Origin of the sequence: Spirosoma sp. 48-14, from assembly GCF_001898575.1 — a bacterium.
Classification (GTDB): domain Bacteria; phylum Bacteroidota; class Bacteroidia; order Cytophagales; family Spirosomataceae; genus Spirosoma.
In genome coordinates this window covers 274,280-295,969 of record NZ_MKUD01000001.1, presented here as the reverse complement: position 1 = coordinate 295,969, position 21,690 = coordinate 274,280, and the positions used below count along the sequence as shown (strand labels likewise).

Annotated in this window: 19 protein-coding genes; 10 read left to right on the top strand and 9 right to left on the bottom strand. The window is 47.7% G+C overall.

Going from position 1 to position 21,690, the window contains the following annotated elements:
* The first annotated feature begins 71 nt into the window (after window positions 1-71).
* Complete coding sequence (locus BGO59_RS01130; protein ID WP_293679292.1) at window positions 72-3,842, top strand: PVC-type heme-binding CxxCH protein; 3,771 nt, start codon at window positions 72-74, stop codon at window positions 3,840-3,842.
* Window positions 3,843-3,901: 59 nt separating this feature from the next.
* Here the strand turns inward: BGO59_RS01130 and BGO59_RS01125 are convergent, their stop codons facing one another.
* From BGO59_RS01125 to BGO59_RS01115, 3 genes are all read right to left on the bottom strand, one after another.
* A complete protein-coding gene (locus tag BGO59_RS01125; protein ID WP_293679290.1) occupies window positions 3,902-4,723 on the bottom strand; it encodes a HAMP domain-containing sensor histidine kinase in 822 nt (273 codons plus the stop codon).
* Window positions 4,724-5,006: 283 nt separating this feature from the next.
* Complete coding sequence (locus BGO59_RS01120) at window positions 5,007-5,456, bottom strand: hypothetical protein (protein WP_293679288.1); 450 nt, start codon at window positions 5,454-5,456, stop codon at window positions 5,007-5,009.
* A gap of 73 nt (window positions 5,457-5,529) precedes the next feature.
* A complete protein-coding gene (locus BGO59_RS01115) occupies window positions 5,530-6,063 on the bottom strand; it encodes an RNA methyltransferase (protein WP_293679286.1) in 534 nt (177 codons plus the stop codon).
* Between the two features lie 125 nt (window positions 6,064-6,188).
* Here BGO59_RS01115 and mutS point away from each other — a divergent pair, with 125 nt between their 5' ends.
* From mutS to BGO59_RS01095, 4 genes are all read left to right on the top strand, one after another.
* Window positions 6,189-8,849 (top strand): DNA mismatch repair protein MutS, encoded by a 2,661-nt coding sequence (gene mutS, locus BGO59_RS01110; protein ID WP_293679284.1) that lies wholly within the window; start codon window positions 6,189-6,191, stop codon window positions 8,847-8,849.
* Window positions 8,846-9,319 carry a hypothetical protein gene (locus BGO59_RS01105; protein WP_080058131.1) on the top strand — a complete coding sequence of 158 codons (474 nt, stop codon included), beginning with the start codon at window positions 8,846-8,848 and terminating at the stop codon, window positions 9,317-9,319. The genes mutS and BGO59_RS01105 overlap by 4 nt, the downstream gene beginning before the upstream one ends.
* Window positions 9,306-9,515: a hypothetical protein gene (locus tag BGO59_RS01100; protein ID WP_293679281.1), complete on the top strand. Its 210-nt coding sequence runs from the start codon at window positions 9,306-9,308 to the stop codon at window positions 9,513-9,515. Before BGO59_RS01105 ends, BGO59_RS01100 begins: the two co-directional genes overlap by 14 nt.
* Window positions 9,516-9,588: 73 nt before the next feature.
* Window positions 9,589-10,092 carry a Rad52/Rad22 family DNA repair protein gene (locus tag BGO59_RS01095; RefSeq protein ID WP_293679279.1) on the top strand — a complete coding sequence of 168 codons (504 nt, stop codon included), beginning with the start codon at window positions 9,589-9,591 and terminating at the stop codon, window positions 10,090-10,092.
* 80 nt (window positions 10,093-10,172) lie between these two features.
* Here BGO59_RS01095 and BGO59_RS01090 read toward each other — a convergent pair whose 3' ends face one another.
* A complete protein-coding gene (locus BGO59_RS01090; protein WP_293679277.1) occupies window positions 10,173-12,365 on the bottom strand; it encodes a M28 family peptidase in 2,193 nt (730 codons plus the stop codon).
* Between the two features lie 157 nt (window positions 12,366-12,522).
* Complete coding sequence (locus tag BGO59_RS01085) at window positions 12,523-13,245, bottom strand: DUF4292 domain-containing protein (protein ID WP_293679275.1); 723 nt, start codon at window positions 13,243-13,245, stop codon at window positions 12,523-12,525.
* Window positions 13,246-13,435: 190 nt separating this feature from the next.
* Here BGO59_RS01085 and BGO59_RS01080 point away from each other — a divergent pair, with 190 nt between their 5' ends.
* From BGO59_RS01080 to BGO59_RS01070, 3 genes are all read left to right on the top strand, one after another.
* The gene (locus BGO59_RS01080) at window positions 13,436-14,836 is read left to right on the top strand and encodes an MFS transporter (RefSeq protein ID WP_293679273.1); all 1,401 of its coding nucleotides are present in this window, start codon (window positions 13,436-13,438) and stop codon (window positions 14,834-14,836) included.
* Window positions 14,837-15,068: 232 nt separating this feature from the next.
* Window positions 15,069-15,848, top strand: coding sequence for an exodeoxyribonuclease III (locus tag BGO59_RS01075; protein ID WP_293679271.1), 780 nt, complete (start codon window positions 15,069-15,071; stop codon window positions 15,846-15,848).
* 65 nt (window positions 15,849-15,913) lie between these two features.
* Complete coding sequence (locus BGO59_RS01070) at window positions 15,914-16,492, top strand: pseudouridine synthase (RefSeq protein WP_293679269.1); 579 nt, start codon at window positions 15,914-15,916, stop codon at window positions 16,490-16,492.
* A gap of 44 nt (window positions 16,493-16,536) precedes the next feature.
* Here BGO59_RS01070 and radC read toward each other — a convergent pair whose 3' ends face one another.
* From radC to BGO59_RS01055, 3 genes are all read right to left on the bottom strand, one after another.
* A complete protein-coding gene (radC, locus tag BGO59_RS01065) occupies window positions 16,537-17,232 on the bottom strand; it encodes a DNA repair protein RadC (RefSeq protein ID WP_293679267.1) in 696 nt (231 codons plus the stop codon).
* Window positions 17,233-17,413: 181 nt separating this feature from the next.
* A complete protein-coding gene (gene rpsT, locus BGO59_RS01060) occupies window positions 17,414-17,680 on the bottom strand; it encodes a 30S ribosomal protein S20 (protein ID WP_026261861.1) in 267 nt (88 codons plus the stop codon).
* A gap of 104 nt (window positions 17,681-17,784) precedes the next feature.
* A complete protein-coding gene (locus tag BGO59_RS01055) occupies window positions 17,785-18,183 on the bottom strand; it encodes a Dabb family protein (protein ID WP_293679262.1) in 399 nt (132 codons plus the stop codon).
* Between the two features lie 91 nt (window positions 18,184-18,274).
* On the opposite strand from BGO59_RS01055, the gene BGO59_RS01050 reads away from it, so the two are divergent.
* A complete protein-coding gene (locus BGO59_RS01050; RefSeq protein WP_293679260.1) occupies window positions 18,275-19,300 on the top strand; it encodes a zinc dependent phospholipase C family protein in 1,026 nt (341 codons plus the stop codon).
* A 90-nt stretch (window positions 19,301-19,390) separates the two neighbouring features.
* On the opposite strand, the gene BGO59_RS01045 is transcribed toward BGO59_RS01050, so the two are convergent.
* Complete coding sequence (locus BGO59_RS01045; RefSeq protein ID WP_293679258.1) at window positions 19,391-20,260, bottom strand: sugar phosphate isomerase/epimerase; 870 nt, start codon at window positions 20,258-20,260, stop codon at window positions 19,391-19,393.
* Between the two features lie 138 nt (window positions 20,261-20,398).
* Between BGO59_RS01045 and BGO59_RS01040 the strand changes: the two genes are divergently transcribed.
* Window positions 20,399-21,592, top strand: coding sequence for a class I SAM-dependent rRNA methyltransferase (locus BGO59_RS01040; RefSeq protein ID WP_293679256.1), 1,194 nt, complete (start codon window positions 20,399-20,401; stop codon window positions 21,590-21,592).
* Window positions 21,593-21,690 lie beyond the last annotated feature (98 nt).

Below are 21,690 nucleotides of genomic sequence, written 5' to 3'. Positions count from 1 at the left end.
ATTATTCATTCTACATTATTCATTCTACATTATTCATTATCCATTGCTCATTACCTTTTCCTTTGGTAATCATGAAAAAACTACTTATCGCTGTTGGGGTCGTAGTCGCACTTGCCCAGTGTGCTCGCCAATCGTCCTCACAAACCTCTGTTCGACAGACCGGCGGAGCATCGGGTAACGACCGTCCGCGTCGGACCGAAATTCTATTTCTGGGTGATAATGGTCACCACCGACCGAGCGAGCGCGTGCCTCAACTGATGGCGGCTCTCGGCGACAAGGGTATCAACATTACCTATACCGATAAGCTTGAAGACCTCAATACCGAGAATCTGAACAAGTACGACGGTCTATTGATTTTTGCCAACTGGGATAGTATTCCCAAGCCGCAGGAACAGGCATTATTGTCGTATGTATCGTCGGGACACGGACTGATCCCGGTACACTGTGCATCCTACTGCTTCCGGAATTCGCCAGAGTATGTCGATAAGGTAGTGGGTGGTCAGTTCTGGCGGCATCGGATGGATACCATCCAGACGCGTTTTACGCAGCCAAACAATCCGATCGTAGCGGGTCTATCGTCGTTCAAAGCCTATGACGAAACCTATCTGCACAGTCATTTACAGCCCGACAATAATGTGCTGGCTGTACGGGATATTAAAGCCGATCAGGCCAAAGATAAGCCGGGGCAAACCGAAGAGCCCTACACCTGGACGCGTCAGTACGGCAAGGGCCGGGTATTTTACACCGCCTACGGACATGACGAGCGTACCTGGAGCCAACCTGGTTTTCAGCAATTGTTGGAGCGGGGGATTCTCTGGGCAGTGGGCGACAAGGTAAAGAAACTCCACGACGACCTGAAACCTCAGCCGTTTGCCTATCATGAAGCGAACCTGCCGAACTACGAAAAACGGCCCGGTGCTCAGTTGGAACAGGAGCCTCTTTCGCCCGAAGAGTCAATGAAGCATATTCAGGTGCCCGTCGACTTTACGCTCGAACTGTTTGCCCATGAGCCTAACGTGATGCACCCGATTGCCATGAGCTGGGACGAACGCGGTCGATTGTTCGTACTGATTACCAAAGATTACCCGAACGAGCGCAAGCCTGAAGGTGGTTCGGATTACATCGTTATCTGCGAGGATACCGATAAAGATGGCAAGGCCGATAAGTTCACCAATTTTGCTGAGGGCCTCAGTATCCCAACTGGAATGGTGTTTGCCAACGGTGGTCTGTACGTCTCGCAGGCACCACATATGCTGTTTTTGCAGGATACCAACGGCGATGATAAAGCCGATGTGAAGAAAATTCTTTTTACAGGCTTTGGTACGTTCGATACGCATGCCGGACCCAGCAACCTGCATTATGGGTTTGATAACTGGATTTGGGGCAGTGTTGGGTATTCGGGCTTTAAAGGTAAGTTCGGTGCCGACAGTGTCAAGTTTAGCCAGGGTTTCTTCCGGTTTAAACCCGATGGGTCGAAACTCGAATATGTAACGGCTACATCCAACAATACCTGGGGGCTAGGTTTTACCGAAACCGGCGATATTTTCGGCTCGACAGCCAATAATTCGCACGGTTGGTATATGGCTATTCCGAACCAGTATTTTCATGGAGCACCGCATCTGCGCGAAAATGGCAGCCGCAGTACCGACACCCATAAAGACATGAAACCCATTACGCCCAAAGTAAGGCAGGTGGATGTATTCGGTGGGTTTACGGCTGCTGCTGGGCACAATTTCTATACGGCCCGTGCTTTCCCGCAGCAGTATTGGAATAAGGTTGCGTTTGTATCGGAGCCAACGGGGCATATTCTGCACCAGAATGTGATGAAAAAGTCGGGTACCGACTACGAAGATGTTGACGGATTTAACCTGATGGCAGGTGCCGATGAGTGGTTTGCACCGGTTTTTGCCGAAGTAGGTCCCGATGGAGCTGTTTGGGTAGTTGACTGGTACAGCTTCATTATTCAGCACAACCCGACGCCTAAAGGCGCTAGTAACGGTTCCGGAAATGCCTACGAGACGCCATTACGAGATTTTACCCATGGTCGGATTTACCGGGTTGCCTACAAAAACGCCCCTGCCTATACCCCAATGGCTTTGAGCAAAGATCGCCCCGACGAGCTGATGGCTGCGCTGAAAAACACAAACATGTTCTGGCGGATGACGGCTCAGCGGTTGCTGATTGAGCGGACAAACAAAGATGTTGTGCCGAAGCTTATTGCGTTGGTAAACGATCAGTCGCTGGATGAAATTGGTAATAACCCCGCAGCGATTCACGCTTTATGGACATTGCAGGGGCTGGGTGCAACCAATCAGCCCGATGTGATGCAGGCCATAACTGGTGCTCTTAAGCATCCTGCTTCGGCTGTGCGTAAAGCCGCCATTCAGGTGATGCCGGCTTCTGTGGCTGCTCAGGCCATTTTACAAAATAACCTTCTGCAGGATAAAGAGCCACTGGTAGTGCTAAATTCGTTGTTAGCGTTGTCGCAGGCTCCGTCGTCCTCCGAAGTAGATAATGCGATTCTGACCCGTCTGGCGAAAGCTACCGAAACAAACGATCGCTGGTTACCCGATGCGTTTGCCTGTGCGCTGACAGCGAATGATGGCCGATTGCTGAAAACATACCTGTCTCAACTAGCCACTTCCGAGGCCGGACATGGCCAGCAGGCACATGATATGAGCCAGCATGATCATACAGCGGCAACCGCTCCAAAGCAGTCTGCTCCGATTACTGCCTCGGCCAGTGATAAACCTGATCTGGTGATTAAGGCCATTCGTACCACGCCCGAATCGCCTTTAGTTCGCGAACGGGCCTTAGTGTTTGTCGATGTGATGAATGCGGGAGGAGTAGCCGTTCCAGAGGGAACACCTATTCCTTTGTCGGTTCGGATCGAAGGGCCTAAGGGGGCGTTGGATGGACCGAAAATCGATTTTGTCAGCGTAACACATAACACGGGTATTAAGCCTGGCGAAACTGTCACCATCAGCAAATCGAACAATGGTCCCTGGGTGGGCGATATGTCCGTTCAATTCGAGCGGGCGGGCCAGTATGCGATCACTGCAATGCTTGACCGGGAGAATGTTATTGCCGAAAGCAATGAACAGAACAATAACGCTACGGTTGCGCTTACCTATCGCGCTCCCCAGAGTCTGAGTGCCTATGCGCTTGAACGGGCCATCCGTAGCTATGCATCCGTTGCGCCTATCGACGACGTAGTTGCTTTGCTGAAACAGACACAAAAGCTGGATGCTACCCAAAAAGAGGCTATTGTGAAAGGCGTAGCCGAAGGCTGGAATCCTCGCCAGAAAGCCTCAGTTCAGGAAGCCGATAAGTCATTTCTGGCGAGTCTGAACAATTCGGTATCTGCTGATAATAGCAGCCGCCTGAATCGCCTGTACGAATTGTGGGGAATCACCAAAGCTGAGCCTGTTGACCCGAATGTAGAGGTCGTACGAATCAAAACGGTTCGCGAAGAGATGCGGTATGATAAGAAGGAATTTACAGTTACGGCGGGTAAACAGGTCGAAATCGTTCTGGAAAATCCCGACGCCATGCAGCATAACCTGGTGATTGGTAAGCCTAAAAGTATGGAGATTATTGGGGCCGCTGCCGACAAGCTCATTACGGCAAAAGATGGGGCTGAAAAGAACTACGTCCCTTCGGTTCCGCAGGTGATTGTGGCTACTCCCTTAGTGAATCCCGACCAGACCTATCGGCTGAAATTCACCGCTCCGGCTACTCCAGGCGACTATCCGTTTGTGTGTACATTTCCCGGACACTGGCGCATTATGAACGGTGTAATGAAAGTAACGAAGGCCGCTCAGGCTGTAAACGCCAAATAACTTTTTAGATGTCAGGTGGGCTGATGCCTATTGCTTTTGCATGAGCCCACCTGATACTATTAGTCTGCCTTTTTAGAATCTGTTATCTGCCCTTGCTCTGTTGAGGGCAGAATTGATTTTGGGGGTATCTGAATCATAAATTCGCTCCCCTGGCCCACGGCGCTTTTTACCCAAATGCTCCAGTTATGTGCCTGTATAATTCGCTGTACGTAACTTAAGCCCAAGCCAAATCCTTTTACACTGGGCTGATTACGGTCATGTACCCGAAAAAAAGGCTGGAAGATTTGCGCCACTAACTTGGGTGGAATCCCTACTCCCTTATCCCTAACTGTAATCGTCAGGCCATCCGTATCGGCTTTAGTCAGCAAGGTAATAGCCGGGTCGTCAGCGCTGTACTTGATCGCGTTATCCAACAGATTGTAAAGCACATTGGTCAAGTGAAGCCGATCTGCTAGAATATATGTGTCTTTAGCCACTAATTGCAAAGTTAAATAGTCGCCATGCCGCTCGGCCACTGACTGGAGAAGGTGCTGTATATGAACGGGTTCGGGGTTTAGTACCAATGTATTTCGGTCCGCCCGTGCCAGCGTCAGCATGGTTTCGACCTGATGTTGAAGTCGCTCGGTTTCTTCCCGGATTATTCGAACGTATTTCTCCGTCCGCTCAGGATGATTTCGGGCAATGGGTGACTCCAGAATATCGACCGCCATGCGAATTGCCGAAATAGGCGTTTGAAATTCATGGACAATAGAATGTAAAACCTCAGTCTGGGCTGGTGGGCGTTGTCGCTGTTGTAAAAACCACCAGATTGTAAAGCCAATGAGTCCCTGCAGTACCAGAAACAGCGTAACAAGAGTCACTCCCTCCAAAACTGAGTTCATAGTTTGCGGGTTTTCATGGGCTACTGACCAACTACTATACATCAGGCTAACTACTATAAGTAACAGCAAGACAGCAAGCGCGAGCAGTAGATAAGAGGTTGAACGTGGTGGCATACTGCTGAATTCCTTTTATGGTTTAGTAAAAGGTGAAGCCCGGTAGTGATACATGGACGACGCAGTAATGTAAATGTCACAATAAAATACCCTAAAAAGCAATAGTTTTTAACATAAAAAGCCCACAATAGATGGGCTTTTAAGAAACAGTATAAAATAGCGAAACTAATCAGGCGTTGTCAGCGACTGGTTCAGCAGGTGCTGGTGTGCTGGTAGTGGCCGTCTTAGCTGGCGTATTTCGTGGAGTTCGAGGTGAGGTGCTTTTAGCCGTAGCTGGTTTTGGAGCAGGCTTCGTAGTTTTTGCTGCTGCGGTCGTAGCTGTTTTAGTTACCGTTTCAACGGCTTTTGCTACGGTTTGCTCAGCCTTCTGTTCTGCTTTTACGAGTTTCTTTTTGGCCTTTGTTGCTGTCTTCTTCGCTTTTTTTGCTGGTTTAGCCGCTTTCTTTTCAGCTTTATGCATCAATTTAGCGAGCTTCTTAGCTAGTTTGTCCGCCGATTTCTCGATGGACTTTTTCATTTTCTTGGTGGCTTCGCCAGCTTCATTCAGTTTGGTTTCAATCGTACTAACGATCTCGGAAGCCAGTGACTTCTGTTTGGTTTTTAGGGTTTTGTTTGCCATGTGATCTGGTAGAATAAAAATGTACAAATAAATACGGAATTCTTGGGACAGTCAAAAAACCAATAGTAAGTTTTCATCGGCTTTTTTGCAGGAAATCCCAGCAAATAATGCCTGCGGTCACGGCAATATTGAGCGAGTGTTTCGTGCCAAATTGTGGAATCTCCAATACGATATCGGCTAGTTGCACCACATCGTCCCGGACGCCCGTTACCTCATTACCCAACACAAAAGCGTATGGTTTGTTTTTATTAGGGGAAAAATCTGTCAATAATATACTCCCTTCGGCTTGTTCGACAGCAACAATTAGCCAGCCATCTGTTCGTAATTGCCTGATTAGGCTAACGATATCGGTTGTGTAATGCCAGTCTACCGATTCCGTAGCCCCTAAAGCGGTTTTGGTTATATCGCGGTGGGGAGGTTGGCCCGTTATGCCACATAGGTAGAGTTTTTCAGCCCGAAACGCGTCGGCCGTTCTAAAAACCGAACCTACATTGTTAAGACTGCGTATATCATCCAGAATCAGGCAATATGGAAATTTTTCGGCTTGTTTAAAATCATCGACCGACAGGCGGTTCAATTCATCGAGCGAGAGTTTGCGAGGTAGCATAAAGCGTCTTTACAATAAACGTAAACCGCAAAATTAAGCTCTTAGCAAGCATTTGTTTGCCTGTTATGTAGTATAAATGTCACCAGATCTTTGTAGATTTGTTTAGTACAATCCAATAGAAATCAGTGAAAACCGCTAGTGCCGCAAAGCCACAAACGAAGAAGAACGAAACCCCTCTCAATCGCCAATACAATCAGATTAAAGCCAAATATCCCGGTGCATTATTACTCTTTCGGGTCGGTGATTTCTACGAGACCTTCGGCGAAGATGCGGTAAAAACCAGTAAAATTCTGGGTATTACGCTTACCAAACGGAACAATGGTGGCTCCAACGAAGAACTGGCGGGCTTTCCTCATCATTCTCTGGATACCCACCTGCCTAAGCTGGTTCGGGCGGGTGAACGTGTGGCTATTTGCGACCAATTGGAAGACCCTGCGCTCGCTAAAGGGATTGTACGGCGAGGGGTTACAGAACTGGTAACGCCCGGCGTTTCCTTCAACGATAATGTGCTCGATACCCGGCGCAACAACTACCTCGCTGCTGTTCATTTTGGGAAGGGCGGGGCTAGTCATCCAGATGATCAGTTTGGGGTATCATTTCTGGATATTTCGACGGGTGAGTTTCTGGCTTCGCAGGGTAATGCGGCTTACGTCGATAAATTACTTCAAAGTTTCAATCCGTCGGAAGTACTATATTGCAAGCGTAATCGACAGGAGTTCGGGGCTTTGTTTGGCGATAAGTTTCACACCTTTACCCTCGAAGACTGGGCTTTTACCTACGATTTTGGTTACAATTTTCTAAAACAACATTTTCAGACTACCTCGTTGAAGGGTTTTGGTATTGAAGGGCTGCCCGACGGGATTGTAGCGGCCGGGGTGATTCTTCACTACCTGAATGAAACGGAACACAAAGACCTTCAGCATATTACTCGCGTAACGCGACTCGAAGAGGATCGCTATGTCTGGCTCGACCGATTCACTATTCGCAACCTTGAACTGACAGCAGCGCAGCAGGAAGGGGGCGTTCCACTCATCCAGATTCTTGATCAGACCGTTACGCCAATGGGGGCTCGTTTGCTGCGTAAGTGGCTAAGTTTACCCCTGAAAGAAAAAGCGTTGATCGACGAGCGGCTCAGCATGGTTGAACTGCTTGTGAATGAACTCGATCTGACCGATACGCTGGTAAATCATTTGCGGCAGATTGGCGATCTGGAGCGGCTGGTCTCCAAAGTGGCTGTTCGACGGATTAATCCAAGAGAGCTATTGCAACTGAAACGGTCGTTGCAGCACGTTTTGCCGATCAAAGAATTGCTGATTACCGCATTAAGTCAGACGGAGTCACCTTCGCTGAAAAAGTATGCGGATCAGCTCAATCCCGTAGCGTTTCTGCTTGACCGGATCGAGGCCGAACTGCGTGAAGATCCGCCAACGCTTTCGAACCAGGGAGGCATGATTAAACCTGGTATAAACCCTGAACTGGACGAACTGACGGCAATAGCCTATTCGGGCAAGGATTACCTGCTGAAACTTCAGGAACGTGAGGTAGAACGAACAGGCATAAGTTCGCTCAAGGTGGCCTATAATAAAGTGTTTGGCTATTACCTTGAAGTGACGCACGCCCACAAGAACCGGGTGCCCGACGACTGGATCCGGAAACAGACGCTGGTAAATGCCGAACGATACATTACCCCTGAATTAAAGGAATACGAAGATAAAATCCTGAATGCCGAGGAGCAGATTTTTCAGATCGAAGCCCGGATGTTCAACGAAATGATTATGGCGGCTGGCGAGTATGTGGGGGCCATTCAGCAAAACGCCCGTGTACTCTCGGTGCTGGATGTACTGTCGTCGTTTGCCCGGATTGCGGTGAAAAATAAATACGTTCGTCCGCAGATCAACGAAAGTAAGGTGCTGAGCATCAGAGACGGTCGCCATCCAGTTGTAGAGCAGCAATTACCGCCCGGCGAACCGTATATTCCGAATGATATTTATCTGGATGATGAAACCCAGCAAATCATCATCATTACAGGGCCAAACATGGCTGGTAAATCGGCGTTGCTGCGGCAAACCGCTCTGATTGTACTGATGGCGCAGTCGGGTAGTTTTGTGCCAGCATCAATGGCTGAAATCGGGATCATCGATAAGATTTTTACGCGGGTAGGCGCCAGCGATAACCTGTCGAGGGGCGAAAGCACGTTTATGGTCGAGATGACCGAAACGGCTAGTATTCTGAATAACCTGAGCGAGCGAAGCCTGGTGCTAATGGATGAAATCGGGCGTGGTACGAGTACCTACGATGGTGTATCAATCGCCTGGGCCATCACCGAATACCTGCATAACAAAACCGACTGCCGACCTAAAACCCTGTTTGCCACACACTATCACGAACTGAATGATCTGGCTACGGATAACCACCGGATCAAAAACTACAACGTGGCGGTGAAGGAGATGGGAAACAAGGTTATTTTCCTTCGTAAGCTGAAAGAGGGCGGATCGGAGCACAGTTTCGGGATTCACGTAGCGCAGATGGCCGGTATGCCTGCACAAGTAGTTAGTCGGGCCAACGAGATTTTGAAGCAACTGGAATCCTCGCATGGGCGCGAAACGAATCGGGAAAAGATTCGGGAAGCCGTACCCCAGGAACGCGAACTGGCCCTGCGGATCATCGAATCGGGCGATCCGAGGTCAGAAGCCATCAAGGAAAAGCTTCGGGCGATCGACGTCAACCGACTTACGCCCATCGAAGCGCTATTAAAGCTTAACGAATTGCTGAAGTTGGTGGAATGATGGAAGAGGAGTTATTGAAATTTGATCGAAATGGCTATCTACAACCTTATGATGTTGTTTCGGTGAGTTGGCTAATGTTTGCACAAACTTTTGGGCAAGGTGTTCACCGAGGTCAATTATTGACTGACTACGAACTTTTTCTGAGTACGTTACGCAATGTTTTACAAGTTAATCATCGACAATGGGTTGATGGTAGTTTTATTAGTGAACAAGAGCAGCCGGGCGATATCGATGTAATTATTTTTGTGCCTTATACTGAGTTTGGTGGGGTCTTAGATCGACTAAAGCGGCTAAAAGAAGAATGGATAGGTAGGATAGATTGTTATTTTGTAGAAGCATTTCCGGCTGACCACAAGAAGTATGAAATTAGTCGGGCAGATGAGTTAGATTGGTATCACTTTCTGAGGACTGATCGAAAAAAACGGCCCAAGGGAATTATAGAATTGCAATTTGACTATGGAGATCAATGATGAATTGGAAATACAGTTGTTTCATACGCTTGAGCAGATAAAGCGTATGAATGAGGCTATTCGTAGGCATCAGAGAGTCGAAGATGGCAATCCCTTTATGATCGAACAGTTTCAGGAGATTAGGCAGCGACTTCATGCGGACTTGCAGGATTTACTATCGCAAGTGACGGAAGTCCGTTGGCAGTTAGCGGCTTAAATTGCTCTGCCTCTATTAAAGCTTAACGAGTTGCTGAAGTTGGTGGAGTAAGTGAAAAGTAAACAACAATCAAATGGATTTAAGCGTATTAAATGCCCCACTGACGGTGCAGGAAATTGAGTGGCGTGTACAGAGCCAGACCAAAGACGGCCAGAAAATAGTCGTCGTGCCGTATATTACTAACCGTTGTGTCATGCAACGGTTCGACGAGCAATTTGGCTGGGCGGGCTGGCAGAATGAAATCAAGGAAATTGACGGGGGCTTTTTGTGTACCATCACGGTTGTATTGCCCGGTGGTGAAATCGTTCGAAAAACAGACGGAGCTAGCCGCACAGTAGTTGAACCTGTCAAAGGTGGTATCAGCGATGCCATGAAACGCTGTGCTGTTCAGTTTGGACTGGGTCGATCCCTATATGATTTTCCTAAGGTGCTCATCCAGACCACCGACAAATATATTCCTGAATGGGCAGGGCCTTTGCTGGATAAGATGGTCGATAAGATAAACTCGGGTGGTACGGTCCGCGATGTAGTCGTCCTGAAGCCGGAGCACGCTAAACCAGCCGTTAAATCGGTTTAAAGAGCCTTCTGTGCCGGTCAATCCTGTTAAATAAACTTCCCGAAAAGTCTGACCTTTCGGGAAGTTGGTTGATTCTATTATCATTCCTTACCACTACCGACGCTGGCAGGAGCGCCCATGCCCTGGGAGAGTACTAACAGTTTATCACTTAGCGTTTGAATCGCTTTTTTATAGCGCGCTTCCAGATCAGGTAAATTGGCCGTAGACTTCAACGACGCTTCATATAGCAGCCCTGGCAACATCCAGGAGGCATAGCCACTGTACGGATCGGAAGAAGCATACAACGAGCGATACCAGCCGCCAAAGGCGTTGCCTTTTGGATCGATAAACGACCGCTCCAGCATGCGTAACTCTTTGTTTAGCTCCACTAGCTTATCGGTCCGGCCCGATTTCAGGTAGGTTTGCCGGGCCGTTTCGCAAGCGTCCGCATTCTTTTTCAGCTCAGCAACGGCATTCAGTAAAGGGGCGATTGAATACGTTGGCGAATAGGCTTGAATGGCTTTTTCAGCCGCTTTTAAATGGACTTCCAGATCAGCCGGATACCGGGCCAGATCGTAGGGGACCAGGTCGGCATTGGCAAGACGAAGGGTCATGGTGCCAACAACCTGCTCCATCATTGGCCCCATTTTGTAGGTCGGATCGGCAAATTTGTCGTAGAAATATAGATCGTCGTATTGGGAGTGGTACAGTGTCGGACCTTCTGTACCGGCGCTGAGTGCCGGAATGCCAATATGCATGTAGGGAGCAATGTGATCGGAGCCCCCACCCAGATTACCAATCGTTGGTTCACCTGCCAGCATAGCCGGTGCCGAAGAGCCCGTAACACGCGTTGGATTACCAGCCGCTGTATGGCTTAGCCAGTGCTGATAAACGGTTTTGTTCGAATCGGGGTATTGTACCGACTGAGTGGCTTCAATAATTAACTTCTTCATGGAAGGCGACGCACTGGCCCCAAACCGCCGACCCGAAACTGCGGCATCGTAGTTCATGTAGGCAACGGCTTTTTGGGTTAGCTCATCCCGAAACTGCTCGCTCCATTCAGCAGAACCAATTACGCCTGGTTCTTCTGCATCCCAGTGACAGACCTTGATTGTTCGCCGTGGTCGTTGTCCGGCCTTCGCCAACTTTCCAAGTGATTCGGTCATACTGAGCAGCATAGCTGTACCCGAATTGGGGTCAGTAGCTCCATACGACCAGGCGTCATAATGGCAACCGGCAATAATCCATTCGTCGGGAAATTCGGCTCCGGTCAATGTACCAACGACTTGATAAATTCGCTGGATGGTTTTTTCCTGCTTAACCATCAGTCGGACTTTCAGGCTATTACCTCCTTCGAGTCGGTAGGTATAGGGTAAACCGCCCTGCCAACCTGCCGGAACAGGCTGCGTTCCTGTCATCCGTTTCAGGATTTCGGTAGCCGAACCATAGGGTAGGGGCGTTACGGGGATTTTGTGGAAAGCAACATCTTTCTGATCGAGCCGTTTGGGGGTGTTTTTATCATCCATCGGCAGGGATGGTTCGCCCGGTGTCAGCGGATCGCCTGTGTAGGGCGTAGTCAATAATGAGCCCCGCTGAATCACGCTTTCGCTATAATAAGGGCCCTCGGGAAAGGTTAGGCCACGCATATAGCCTGAGTCGGCAGGGTCGGTGAAAATGATAACGCCAATGGCTCCGGCAGCTTGCGCCCATTGGGCCTTATACCCCCGGAAATTTCCACCATAACGAGCCAGTACGATTTTACCCGCCACCGAAATGCCCATCGCTTTCAGCTGCTCAAAATCTTCCTTTCGGCCGTAGTTGGCATATACGATTTCGGCCGTTACATCGCCCGAACCCGACCAGGCATTATAACCGGGTGTCAGACGCGGGTCGGTACTGTATTTATCTTCTTTGAACAGGTATTCCCGGATGTTCAAGGGTTGGCGAATCGGTTCGACCAGTTCAACGGCAATCTCACCCGGACCTTTGGGTAACAGCACATCATGGGGGTAAATATCAACCTGCCAGCCTGCTTTACGCATGGTTTCGGCAATGTAGTCACGCACCTGCTCGTTCTCCTTCGTACCCGTAATGTGGGGAACACTACTTAGTTTTTCGAGGTGGTTCTTAAAAGCTGCTGACGATTGTTTGGTCTTAAAGTCCGATTCAAGCTTGATTTGAGTTGCCTGGCGGGTAGAGGTAAATCCCGAAAGAGTCTGGGCCTGTACAATTGTACCGCTGAATAGTAACGCAAAGGCTTGACCAGTAATAGCAAGTAATGTTGCTGGTTTCATGAGAATCAGGTTGATGATTCTCAAATATCGACATTACCTATGGTAAAGGCGAATGATTGCCGATGAATATTTGGTTAAACAAAAAGGAGACGCATTTCATACGTCTCCTTTTTGTTGCACTTGATATACGATTTATTGGCTATCAGTCTGGCTTGCTTTACTTAGTAGGCATAGCAAAGATCGTTGGATCGATGGTTGGATTGAAAGCAATATTGGATACCGTTATGGTGATCGGTCCGGGAGCGCCTGGGGTTTCCATATCGATGGTGGTTGGAATAGTAAGACCATCGATCGTTTTGTAACCACCATATTTTAGTTTTATATCACCCGACTGGCCTTGCACACTGACGGTGGCTTTCATCCCGGTAATCTGGTAGGTCGATGCATCGACATAGTAATTGGCAACACCTTCAGGACGAGTTACTTTTAGATTGTAGACATCTTTATCGCCCTGCTTTTCCTTGCCGACAAATTCAACCGGGTATTTTTGCGCTTTGGCCGTCAATAAGTCAGCACCCATCACGTTGGCATTCCCTTTCTGCATTTTTACCTGGTCGTCGGGAAGAGCCGTCGGCGTTGAGCCCCCCTGCATGGGATTAATCGTCCAACCTTTGTCTCCGTCAACTACGTTTGTTACCTGCTGGCCCATTATCGAAATATCCTGACGCATCGATTTGCCGACAACAATGGAGGTTTTGCCTGTCATATCCATACCCATGATGCTCAGGCTTTGATCGTATTGCAGCGTCTTGACGGCAGCTACTTTGTCGGCTCCACCTAAAGCCGCGATGTTTTTATCGATAACTTCATCGGCTGTCTGGGCGAAAGTTAAGGCCGGAAATGCCACCAGGGCAATAAGGGTTTTCAGTTGTGTTTTCATGTACTAGTTTAGTCAGAAATTACGCCAAAGATAGACCTCTGGTGCAGAAAGTATGTACGAGTTTCGTTATAACGAAAGAGAAACGGATACATTATTGCATAGTCGGCAACTTTCGCGGTCTATCGGCTTGCAGGGCTGACGGCTGTTGGCTACCTTCATCGGTTGAAACCTTAAATTTTAAAAACCTACAATGTCGCCTACGACCCGCGTCAAACTTTCCGTCATGATGTTCCTCCAGTTTTTTGTGTGGGGAGCCTGGTACGGTCAGATGAGTAAATACCTTTTAACCGAATTACATGCCTCTGGCGATCAGGTAGGTAATGCGTATGCCGCCTTTTCGCTGGCCATGATCATTGCGCCTTTCTTCGTCGGGATGATTGCCGACCGGTACTTTGCGGCTCAGAAAGTGCTGGGTGTGCTAAACCTGCTTGGCGCTGTCGTTTTATACTTTATTACCCAGAACACTGACCCTGGTCAGTTTTTCTACCTGATTCTGGCGTACTGCCTTACGTTTGCTCCGACCCTGGCGCTGACCTCATCTATTGCATTTACTCATCTGGACAATGACGGTTCTTATAAATGGTTAAAGATCGTTGGTAGTTTATTGCTTATAGTGGGAGGGGTAGCCCTTGTATATTTTAAATTTATCTCTGACCAGTTTAGCAATAATCCAGTTGCTACATGGTTGCCCTTAGGAATCATTTTAGCTGGTGGATTATTTATTGTCTTTTCCCCAGTCAGTAATAATAAAGATGCATTTCCATTTATCCGGGTGTCTGGTACAGTTGCTTGGATTGTTGTTACAAACATTGTAGGGTTTCTGGGATTTGGCGATAAGGTGACGATTTTCCAACTGTCGATGTATTCAGCCGTTGTACTGGGTGTGTTGGCATTCTTTCTGCCCGATACACCCCCCAAAGCAACCACATCCACCTCGTTCTCACAGATACTGGGGCTGGATGCGTTCAAACTCTTTAAAGATCGTTCGTTTGCCATTTTCTTCCTATCGTCGGTGTTGATCTGTATTCCTCTTTCGTTCTATTACGCCATGGCTAACCCTTCGCTCACCGATGGCGGTATGCAGAACGTCGAGAACAAGATGTCGCTGGGGCAGGCGTCGGAAGTGATTTTTATGCTGCTCATTCCACTGGCTTTTAGTCGGCTAGGCGTTAAGAAGATGTTGATTGTTGGGTTGGTTGCCTGGATAGTTCGGTTCATCTGCTTCGGCTATGGTGATGTCTCCTCCGAGTGGATGCTTTACATCGCGATTGTGCTACACGGCGTATGTTACGATTTCTTCTTCGTGACCGGACAGATTTATACCGACAACAAGGCGGGTGAAAAAATCAAGTCGTCGGCACAGGGGCTCATTTCCATTGCTACCTACGGAATTGGAATGGGTATTGGTTCCAAGATTTCGGGAATTGTGCTGGACATGTACACCCGGCCCGATGGCACCAAAGACTGGCTAAACGTATGGCTGGTTCCGGCCGGTATTGCCGCTGTCGTGCTGATTCTGTTTGTGCTGCTGTTTACTGATACACAGAAAACACAGGCCAAGGAAGGTGAATTGGTTGCTGGGAATTTATGAGTAATTCTGATCAACTCTCTTCCCAGACTGATGAATGGGATGAAATGTTCTCCCAGCGAATACTGGCTATTTGCGATGAATGGAATGCTATGTCGGTTGATGAGCGCTTTTGGCGTGTTTTTAATTGGATGAAAGAATGTAAATCTGATTCACAGGCTGCCTCCAAACGGCGTTTATTGTTAGTTAAGCCGTATTGGCAAACCGTCTGTGAAGGATAGATTTAACCTACCTAATGCAACTCATATCCTATAATCTTAATGGTATTCGGGCGGCTATGCGCAATGGCCTGATCGACTGGCTGGCCACTCAATCATTCGATATTCTTTGTTTTCAGGAAGTGAAAGCCACTGCCGATGTAGTCGACCTGAAACCGTTTGAAGAACTGGGTTATCAATACCACTGGCATGCCGCCGAGAAGAAAGGCTACTCCGGCGTGGCGACCTTCTCGAAAATTGCGCCTACTAACGTTGTGCTGGGTTGTGGGTTACCCGTGTACGACTGCGAAGGCCGAATCCTTCGCACCGACTTTGGCGATCTGACCTTGTTGAATTGCTACTTTCCTTCGGGCACATCGGGTGAGGTTCGCCAGGGTGTGAAGATGGAGTTTCTGGCCGATTTCTATACCTATATCGACACCCTGCGGAAAACACGCTCGAAGTTGATTGTGGTAGGCGATTATAATATTGCGCATACTGCCATCGACATTCATGACCCGGTTCGAAATAAATACACGACTGGATTCCTGCCCGAAGAGCGGGCCTGGATGGATAGCTGGTTTGGCTCAGGGATGACCGACGGGTTCCGCTTTAAAAACCCCGATAAGGTTGCCTATAGTTGGTGGAGTTATCGAGCAGGAGCGCGGGGTAATAACAAGGGCTGGCGTATCGATTATGCATCGTTAACCGACAACCTCCGCGACCAGATTCTCGATTGTCAGATGCTCCCCGACGCCGTCCATGCCGATCACTGCCCGGTATGGTTGTCAATGTTGAATGATAGAGTGATTGAATGATTGAATAGGCTGGCGCAAGCCTTTCTATTCAATCATTCAATCACTCTATCATTCAACATTCAATCATGTATTACCTCATTTACAAGCCTTATCTCATGCTCTCGCAGTTTTCGCGGGAGGGTGACAAGCCGACGCTGGCTGATCTGGATTTTGACTTTCCAAAAGATGTGTACCCGGTTGGGAGACTCGATGCGGATAGCGAGGGTTTACTGCTGCTGACCAGCGACAAGCAATTGAATCATAGGCTGCTGAATCCCAAGTTTCGCCATCATCGCACCTATTATGTGCAGGTAGAGGGGGCATTGACCCAACAGGCCTCTTCGCAACTGGCGAAAGGTGTGACGATCTCAGTCGATGGGAAACCGTATCATACTTTACCAGCCACTGCTCAGATTATTCCTGAACCGGCGCTGCCCGAACGAAATCCACCTATTCGCTATCGGGTAAGCATCCCTACATCCTGGCTATCTATTTCTCTGCATGAAGGTAAAAATCGGCAGGTTCGAAAAATGACCGCATCGGTAGGCTTTCCAACGCTTCGACTGGCACGCTGGGCTATAGAAAGCCTTACCGCCGATGGTATGAAATCCGGTGATGTGCGTGAGTTGAGCCGAGTGGAGGTGATGCAGGGATTGAACTTGTAGTCATTAATCGCTTTTGCTCACGATCAATGACAACAAATGACAATTTATAATATCCCTTCGTCGGCGAAGCTGAAATAGGCTTTATCCGTAAATATCAGATGGTCCAGCACCGGAATGTCCAGAATTCGTCCGGCATCTTTTAGCTTTCGGGTCAGGTCTTTATCGGCCTGAGAGGGCGTGAGATTGCCCGATGGATGATTATGAAACAGAATGATCGAGGACGCCAGATGTTCAAGCGCCTGTTTGAAAATAATTTTTGGATCGGCAACCGTACCCGAAATGCCACCCGAGCTGATTTGAACGGGCCGGAGAATCTCGTTGGCGCGATTCATCAGCAATATCCAGAACTCTTCGTGCGGCTTGTCGATCAGGTGCGGAATCATTTCATTATACGCATCGCGTGAGCAGGTTACGCGGGCCCGTTGCGGTCGATCCTGTTCTTTACGCCGACGGCCCAGCTCAAGAGCAGCTACAATACTAATGGCTTTCGCTTCTCCGATTCCTCGAAATTTAGAGAGATCTTTTATGCTTAGTTTGGCTAAGTCATTGAGGTTGTTATTGACGCTTTTCAGAATGATTTTGGCCACATCAACAGCCGTCAGGTCAACTGTACCTGAATTAATCAGTATGGCAACCAGTTCAGCTTCTGATAAGGCCGCTTTACCTTTTAGCATCAGCTTTTCGCGGGGCCTATCCTCTTCGGCCCAACTTTGAATGGTGCCAGAGTTTTCGTATGTCATAGGTGCAAGTAAGTTACGGAGCATTTTCCGTTGACAAAATGCACAAAAAAACCTTACCCACAAATAGGTAAGGTTTTCAATAGGATATACGGACAAGTGTATAGGTCTTCTGGATTCTCTACTCTATCAATGGCATAAATGAATCGATAGAATCCAGAGAATCTGGATAAGTCCGACAGAACTAAGCGTTAGCAGCTTTTAGGCTGTTAACCAAACGAGCCAGTTTCGACTTGTTGTTGGCTGCTTTGTTCCGATGAATGATGTTCCGTTTGGCGAGTTTGTCCAGCGCTGAAGAAACCGATTTGAACAGCTCAACGGCCATTGCGTGGTCGGTAGTAGCACGGAGTTTTTTCACCATGTTCCGGGTAGTTACATGCTGATAACGGTTCTGGAGCCGCTTCTTGGCACTCGACCGGATTGCTTTTTTTGATGACTTATGGTTTGCCATTGGTATATAAATGAGATCGTTGTCGCGATATGAGGGCGCAAAAATAAGAAATTCGGCCGGAACAACCAAAGGCTCCAGCCGAATTTCTTTTCTTAATCCAATTTTTATGGGCGAATGTCGGCGTTGACTATCAACGTTTTTTCCCAGATTCCTTGGTTCTCTGATACAAACTGTTTGTACGCTTCACTTTTTTCGAAATTTTTTATATCGCCTTCGGATTGAAACGTAAGATAATGCACTACGTCATAATCAGAAACCGCCTGATTTGGCAAAATTGTCTTGCCTGAGGTGTAATTGACGATCTGTGGAATTTCATGCTTTAGAGCCGCAAAACCGTTCATATGCCGTTCAACAGCTTGACTTTCGACCCCTTTTTTAAATTTTATGCACACAATCTGCTGTTTCTGGGCTTTTCGCGCAGGTGAGTAAGCACCATAGATTGTTAAAGCAAACGCGCACATCAACACAACGACAAGGGCATACCCTTTTGATTTAGCATTCATGATTATTCGATATTTTTCTGTTTTTCGAAATTTTGTTCTGAATAACATGGAGCTTTAATTGAATAGTTACTATTTTTCGCTGTAAAGTACCATGTTTTATCAAAGCTACAATAGATTTATTTGGTTGTTCATTTCAACCAGCTTTTTTTTCGGGAGTTTAGTAAGTGGTACCCCCATTATACTGGGAAAACCTATCCAAAACCGTCCTACGTGGGGCTTTTATGCCCATCAGCAAATCAATCGGCTGGCTGTTTTTACCCTGCCTGTGGAAATGGTGCCATTCTTTAAAAAGTACATAACCTATCTGAGCGACAATGCAGTAAACCCAGACAAGCGCAGGTATGCTGTGGTTGGCGAAGCCCCCCGTCATTTTATTGATCTAGATGCCTATTCAGATACGACGAGTACTACGCTACCGCGCTATTATAAGGAAGCTACGGAACGATATGGAGCCGATACGCTGGCTTTACATGGTATTGTTCCCTGGCAGATTCAGCTCACGAAATATCAGTTGACGGAAGCTTTCAAAGAGCGGAATGTTCGTCGGATTTTACGGGTTGCGGCCGATTTAGGCCATTATATTGCCGATGCCAATGTTCCATTACATACAACGCGTAATTATAATGGTCAATTAACGAACCAGCAGGGGATTCATGGCTTTTGGGAATCCCGCTTACCAGAGTTATTCAGCGTCGATTATGATTTTCTGACGGGGCAGGCGGAATACATTTATTCGCCACAAAAAGCAGCCTGGCGAGCAGTTTTTAAAGCGAACGCAGCGCTGGATTCGGTACTGCGTTTTGAACGGCAGCTAACCGATGAAGTAGGGGAAACGCAGAAGTATGGTTTCGAAGAACGGAATGGTGTTACTACCAAAGTGTATTCTGCCGATTTCTCCCGACGGTATCATGAACACTTAAAGGGACAGGTGGAGCGACAGATGCGGGCTTCTGTAAAGATGGTTGGCGATTTCTGGTACACCTGTTGGGTCGATGCGGGTCAACCTGATTTACGGGTACTGGCAAACTATCAGTTTACCAATGATGAGAAGAAAGAAGAAACAGAAGAAAAAATGGGATGGCTTAAACGGTTGTTTTCAGCGAGGGAGGAAAATTGAACCAGGATTTAACGGATTGAGGGATTAAGCTGATTTTGTTAAATGACTACAGCAAAATCAGCTTAATCCCTCAATCCGTTAAATCCTGGTTTAGACACTGAGTTGTTTCATATACTCCGCGTCGTTTTTCATGCTGATGATAGACGACTCAGGGTATTGCTCCTGTTCGACCAGGAAATACTTGATACCACTGTTCATAGCAATGCGAAGCGTCTTTTTGAAGTCTACGTTGCCTTTGCCGAGGTCATTCTGGACGGGCTTACCATCCTGAACTTTGTAGTCTTTTACATGGCAGAGTTCGTAGCGTTTGCCGTATTTTTTGAGGTGTTCTTCTGTATTCACACCCGCTACATCAATCCAGCACAAATCCAGTTCGAACATTACGTATTTAGGATCGGTATTGTCCAGCAGGAAGTCCTGTGGAAGTTTACCATCGAGTGGGCGGAACGAATAGTCGTGGTTGTGATAACCGAATTTCAAGCCTGCTTTTTTCACCTCTTCGCCAACGGTGTTGAACTGATCGGCTACTTTCTTCCATTCATCCCAGGTTTTTTGCGGACCATAAAATGGGCAAAGCAGGTAAGTCAATCCGGCATCGTGCGCCATTTCAATACTTTTCTTGAGCTGGTCCGGCTTATCCACTTCTGCCCGGTAGTTGAAGTGAGTACTCACCATTTTTACACCCAGACCGTCGAGGAATAATTTGATTTCTTTCGGTTGCATACCCCACAAAAAGCCTTGTGGACCACTGTAGCTTTCGAATTGTTTATAGCCCATCTGTGCCAGTTGCGTCATAACACCTTTCGGGTCTTTGGGCATCATATCACGAACACTATACAGTTGGGCTCCAAATGGATTGATGGTCTTGGCAGGAGCGTTGGCAAATAAATTACTTTGGCTAAGGGTTAAAGCACCCGCCGTGAGTAGGCCGGATTGCTTAAGGAAACTACGTCGTTGCATAGGTTGAAAGTTTACAAAGCGAAAGTGTAAAGATGGGGAAAAAGTAAAGAGTGAAAGAGTGAAAGAGCGAAAGAGCGAAAAAATTGTTGACAGTTTCACTCTTTCACTCTTTCACTCTTTCACTCTTTATCTTTGTGCATGAATTTTTCCAAAATTTATTTGCAGCCTGGGCGCGATGAAGCGGTTCGTCGGTTTCACCCCTGGGTGTTTTCACGGGCCATTAGCCGGTATGAAGGCCATGTGGCAGATGGGGATGTTGTTGAAGTATTTGACAATAAGCAGCGCTATTTGGCCACGGGGCATTATCATGACGGCAGTATTGCAGTGCGTTTGTTTTCGTTTGGGGCCACGGCAGGTGGGCCTGTAGTACCCGATGTGGCCTATTGGACAAAAAAACTAAGCCATATTCGAAGTATTCGCCAAACGATTGTGACAGGAGAAACAAACTGTTACCGGCTCGTTCATGGCGAAGGGGATGGGTGTACAGGTCTGATACTGGATATGTATAATGGTGTGGTTGTATTGCAGGCACATTCGATTGGCATGCACCGCGAACGCGAGTTGATTACCGAAGCCTTAAAAGCTGTTTTTGGCGATGCGCTTAAAGCGGTCTATGATAAAAGTGCCGACACCTTGCCCGACGAATATGGGGCTACCGTTACCAACGGCTATTTGTATGGCCGAACGCCCGTGCCGCATCCGGTTCAGGAAAATGGCAACACGTTTCTAGTCGATTGGATAACGGGTCAGAAAACCGGATTTTTTCTGGATCAACGCGATAATCGGGCCTTGCTGGCGCAGTATGCACAAGGTAAAAACGTGTTAAATGCATTCTGTTATTCGGGCGGCTTTTCGGTATATGGCCTCAAAGCAGGGGCAAACCTGGTGCATTCGGTTGATGTATCGCAGAAAGCGATTGATCTGACGAACCGAAACGTAGTGGCGAATTTCGGCGAAGACAGCCATCATGAAGCCTTTGCGGAAGACGTAATGCATTACCTGAAGACGCACGACCGTCAGTACGATGTAGTGGTGCTTGACCCTCCGGCGTTTGCGAAAAGCTTATCGGCCCGCCACCGCGCCGTTCAGGGTTACAAACGATTGAATGCAGAAGGATTTCGGCGAGTGGCCCCTGGTGGAATTTTATTTACCTTCTCCTGTTCGCAGGTAGTTGACCGCGAACTATTTTATAATACTATTGTAGCAGCTGCCATCGAAGCGGGGCGGCAGGTGCGTGTACTACATCACCTGAGCCAGCCCGCCGACCATCCTGTTAGTTTATTTCATCCAGAAGGGGGCTATTTGAAAGGATTAGTATTGTGGGTAGAATAGAAGAGAAGGATGAAGCGTATAGAATATAGAATAAAAGATTGGAAACTATTCTTTACTCTACACACTTCATTCTTCACTATTAATTTCCTTTCTCTTAA

Bases quoted from the DNA above. Each gene is read 5' to 3' on its own strand.
- BGO59_RS01095 (WP_293679279.1), top strand. From the start codon at position 9,589: ATGGATTTAAGCGTATTAAATGCCCCACTGACGGTGCAGGAAATTGAG.
- BGO59_RS01100 (WP_293679281.1), top strand. From the start codon at position 9,306: ATGGAGATCAATGATGAATTGGAAATACAGTTGTTTCATACGCTTGAG.
- BGO59_RS01055 (WP_293679262.1), bottom strand. From the start codon at position 18,183: ATGAATGCTAAATCAAAAGGGTATGCCCTTGTCGTTGTGTTGATGTGC.
- rpsT (WP_026261861.1), bottom strand. From the start codon at position 17,680: ATGGCAAACCATAAGTCATCAAAAAAAGCAATCCGGTCGAGTGCCAAG.
- BGO59_RS01125 (WP_293679290.1), bottom strand. From the start codon at position 4,723: ATGAACTCAGTTTTGGAGGGAGTGACTCTTGTTACGCTGTTTCTGGTA.
- BGO59_RS01045 (WP_293679258.1), bottom strand. From the start codon at position 20,260: ATGCAACGACGTAGTTTCCTTAAGCAATCCGGCCTACTCACGGCGGGT.
- BGO59_RS01040 (WP_293679256.1), top strand. From the start codon at position 20,399: ATGAATTTTTCCAAAATTTATTTGCAGCCTGGGCGCGATGAAGCGGTT.
- BGO59_RS01090 (WP_293679277.1), bottom strand. From the start codon at position 12,365: ATGAAACCAGCAACATTACTTGCTATTACTGGTCAAGCCTTTGCGTTA.
- BGO59_RS01070 (WP_293679269.1), top strand. From the start codon at position 15,914: ATGTATTACCTCATTTACAAGCCTTATCTCATGCTCTCGCAGTTTTCG.
- BGO59_RS01130 (WP_293679292.1), top strand. From the start codon at position 72: ATGAAAAAACTACTTATCGCTGTTGGGGTCGTAGTCGCACTTGCCCAG.
- BGO59_RS01080 (WP_293679273.1), top strand. From the start codon at position 13,436: ATGTCGCCTACGACCCGCGTCAAACTTTCCGTCATGATGTTCCTCCAG.
- BGO59_RS01085 (WP_293679275.1), bottom strand. From the start codon at position 13,245: ATGAAAACACAACTGAAAACCCTTATTGCCCTGGTGGCATTTCCGGCC.
- radC (WP_293679267.1), bottom strand. From the start codon at position 17,232: ATGACATACGAAAACTCTGGCACCATTCAAAGTTGGGCCGAAGAGGAT.
- BGO59_RS01115 (WP_293679286.1), bottom strand. From the start codon at position 6,063: ATGCTACCTCGCAAACTCTCGCTCGATGAATTGAACCGCCTGTCGGTC.
- BGO59_RS01050 (WP_293679260.1), top strand. From the start codon at position 18,275: ATGTTTTATCAAAGCTACAATAGATTTATTTGGTTGTTCATTTCAACC.
- BGO59_RS01105 (WP_080058131.1), top strand. From the start codon at position 8,846: ATGATGGAAGAGGAGTTATTGAAATTTGATCGAAATGGCTATCTACAA.
- BGO59_RS01120 (WP_293679288.1), bottom strand. From the start codon at position 5,456: ATGGCAAACAAAACCCTAAAAACCAAACAGAAGTCACTGGCTTCCGAG.
- BGO59_RS01075 (WP_293679271.1), top strand. From the start codon at position 15,069: ATGCAACTCATATCCTATAATCTTAATGGTATTCGGGCGGCTATGCGC.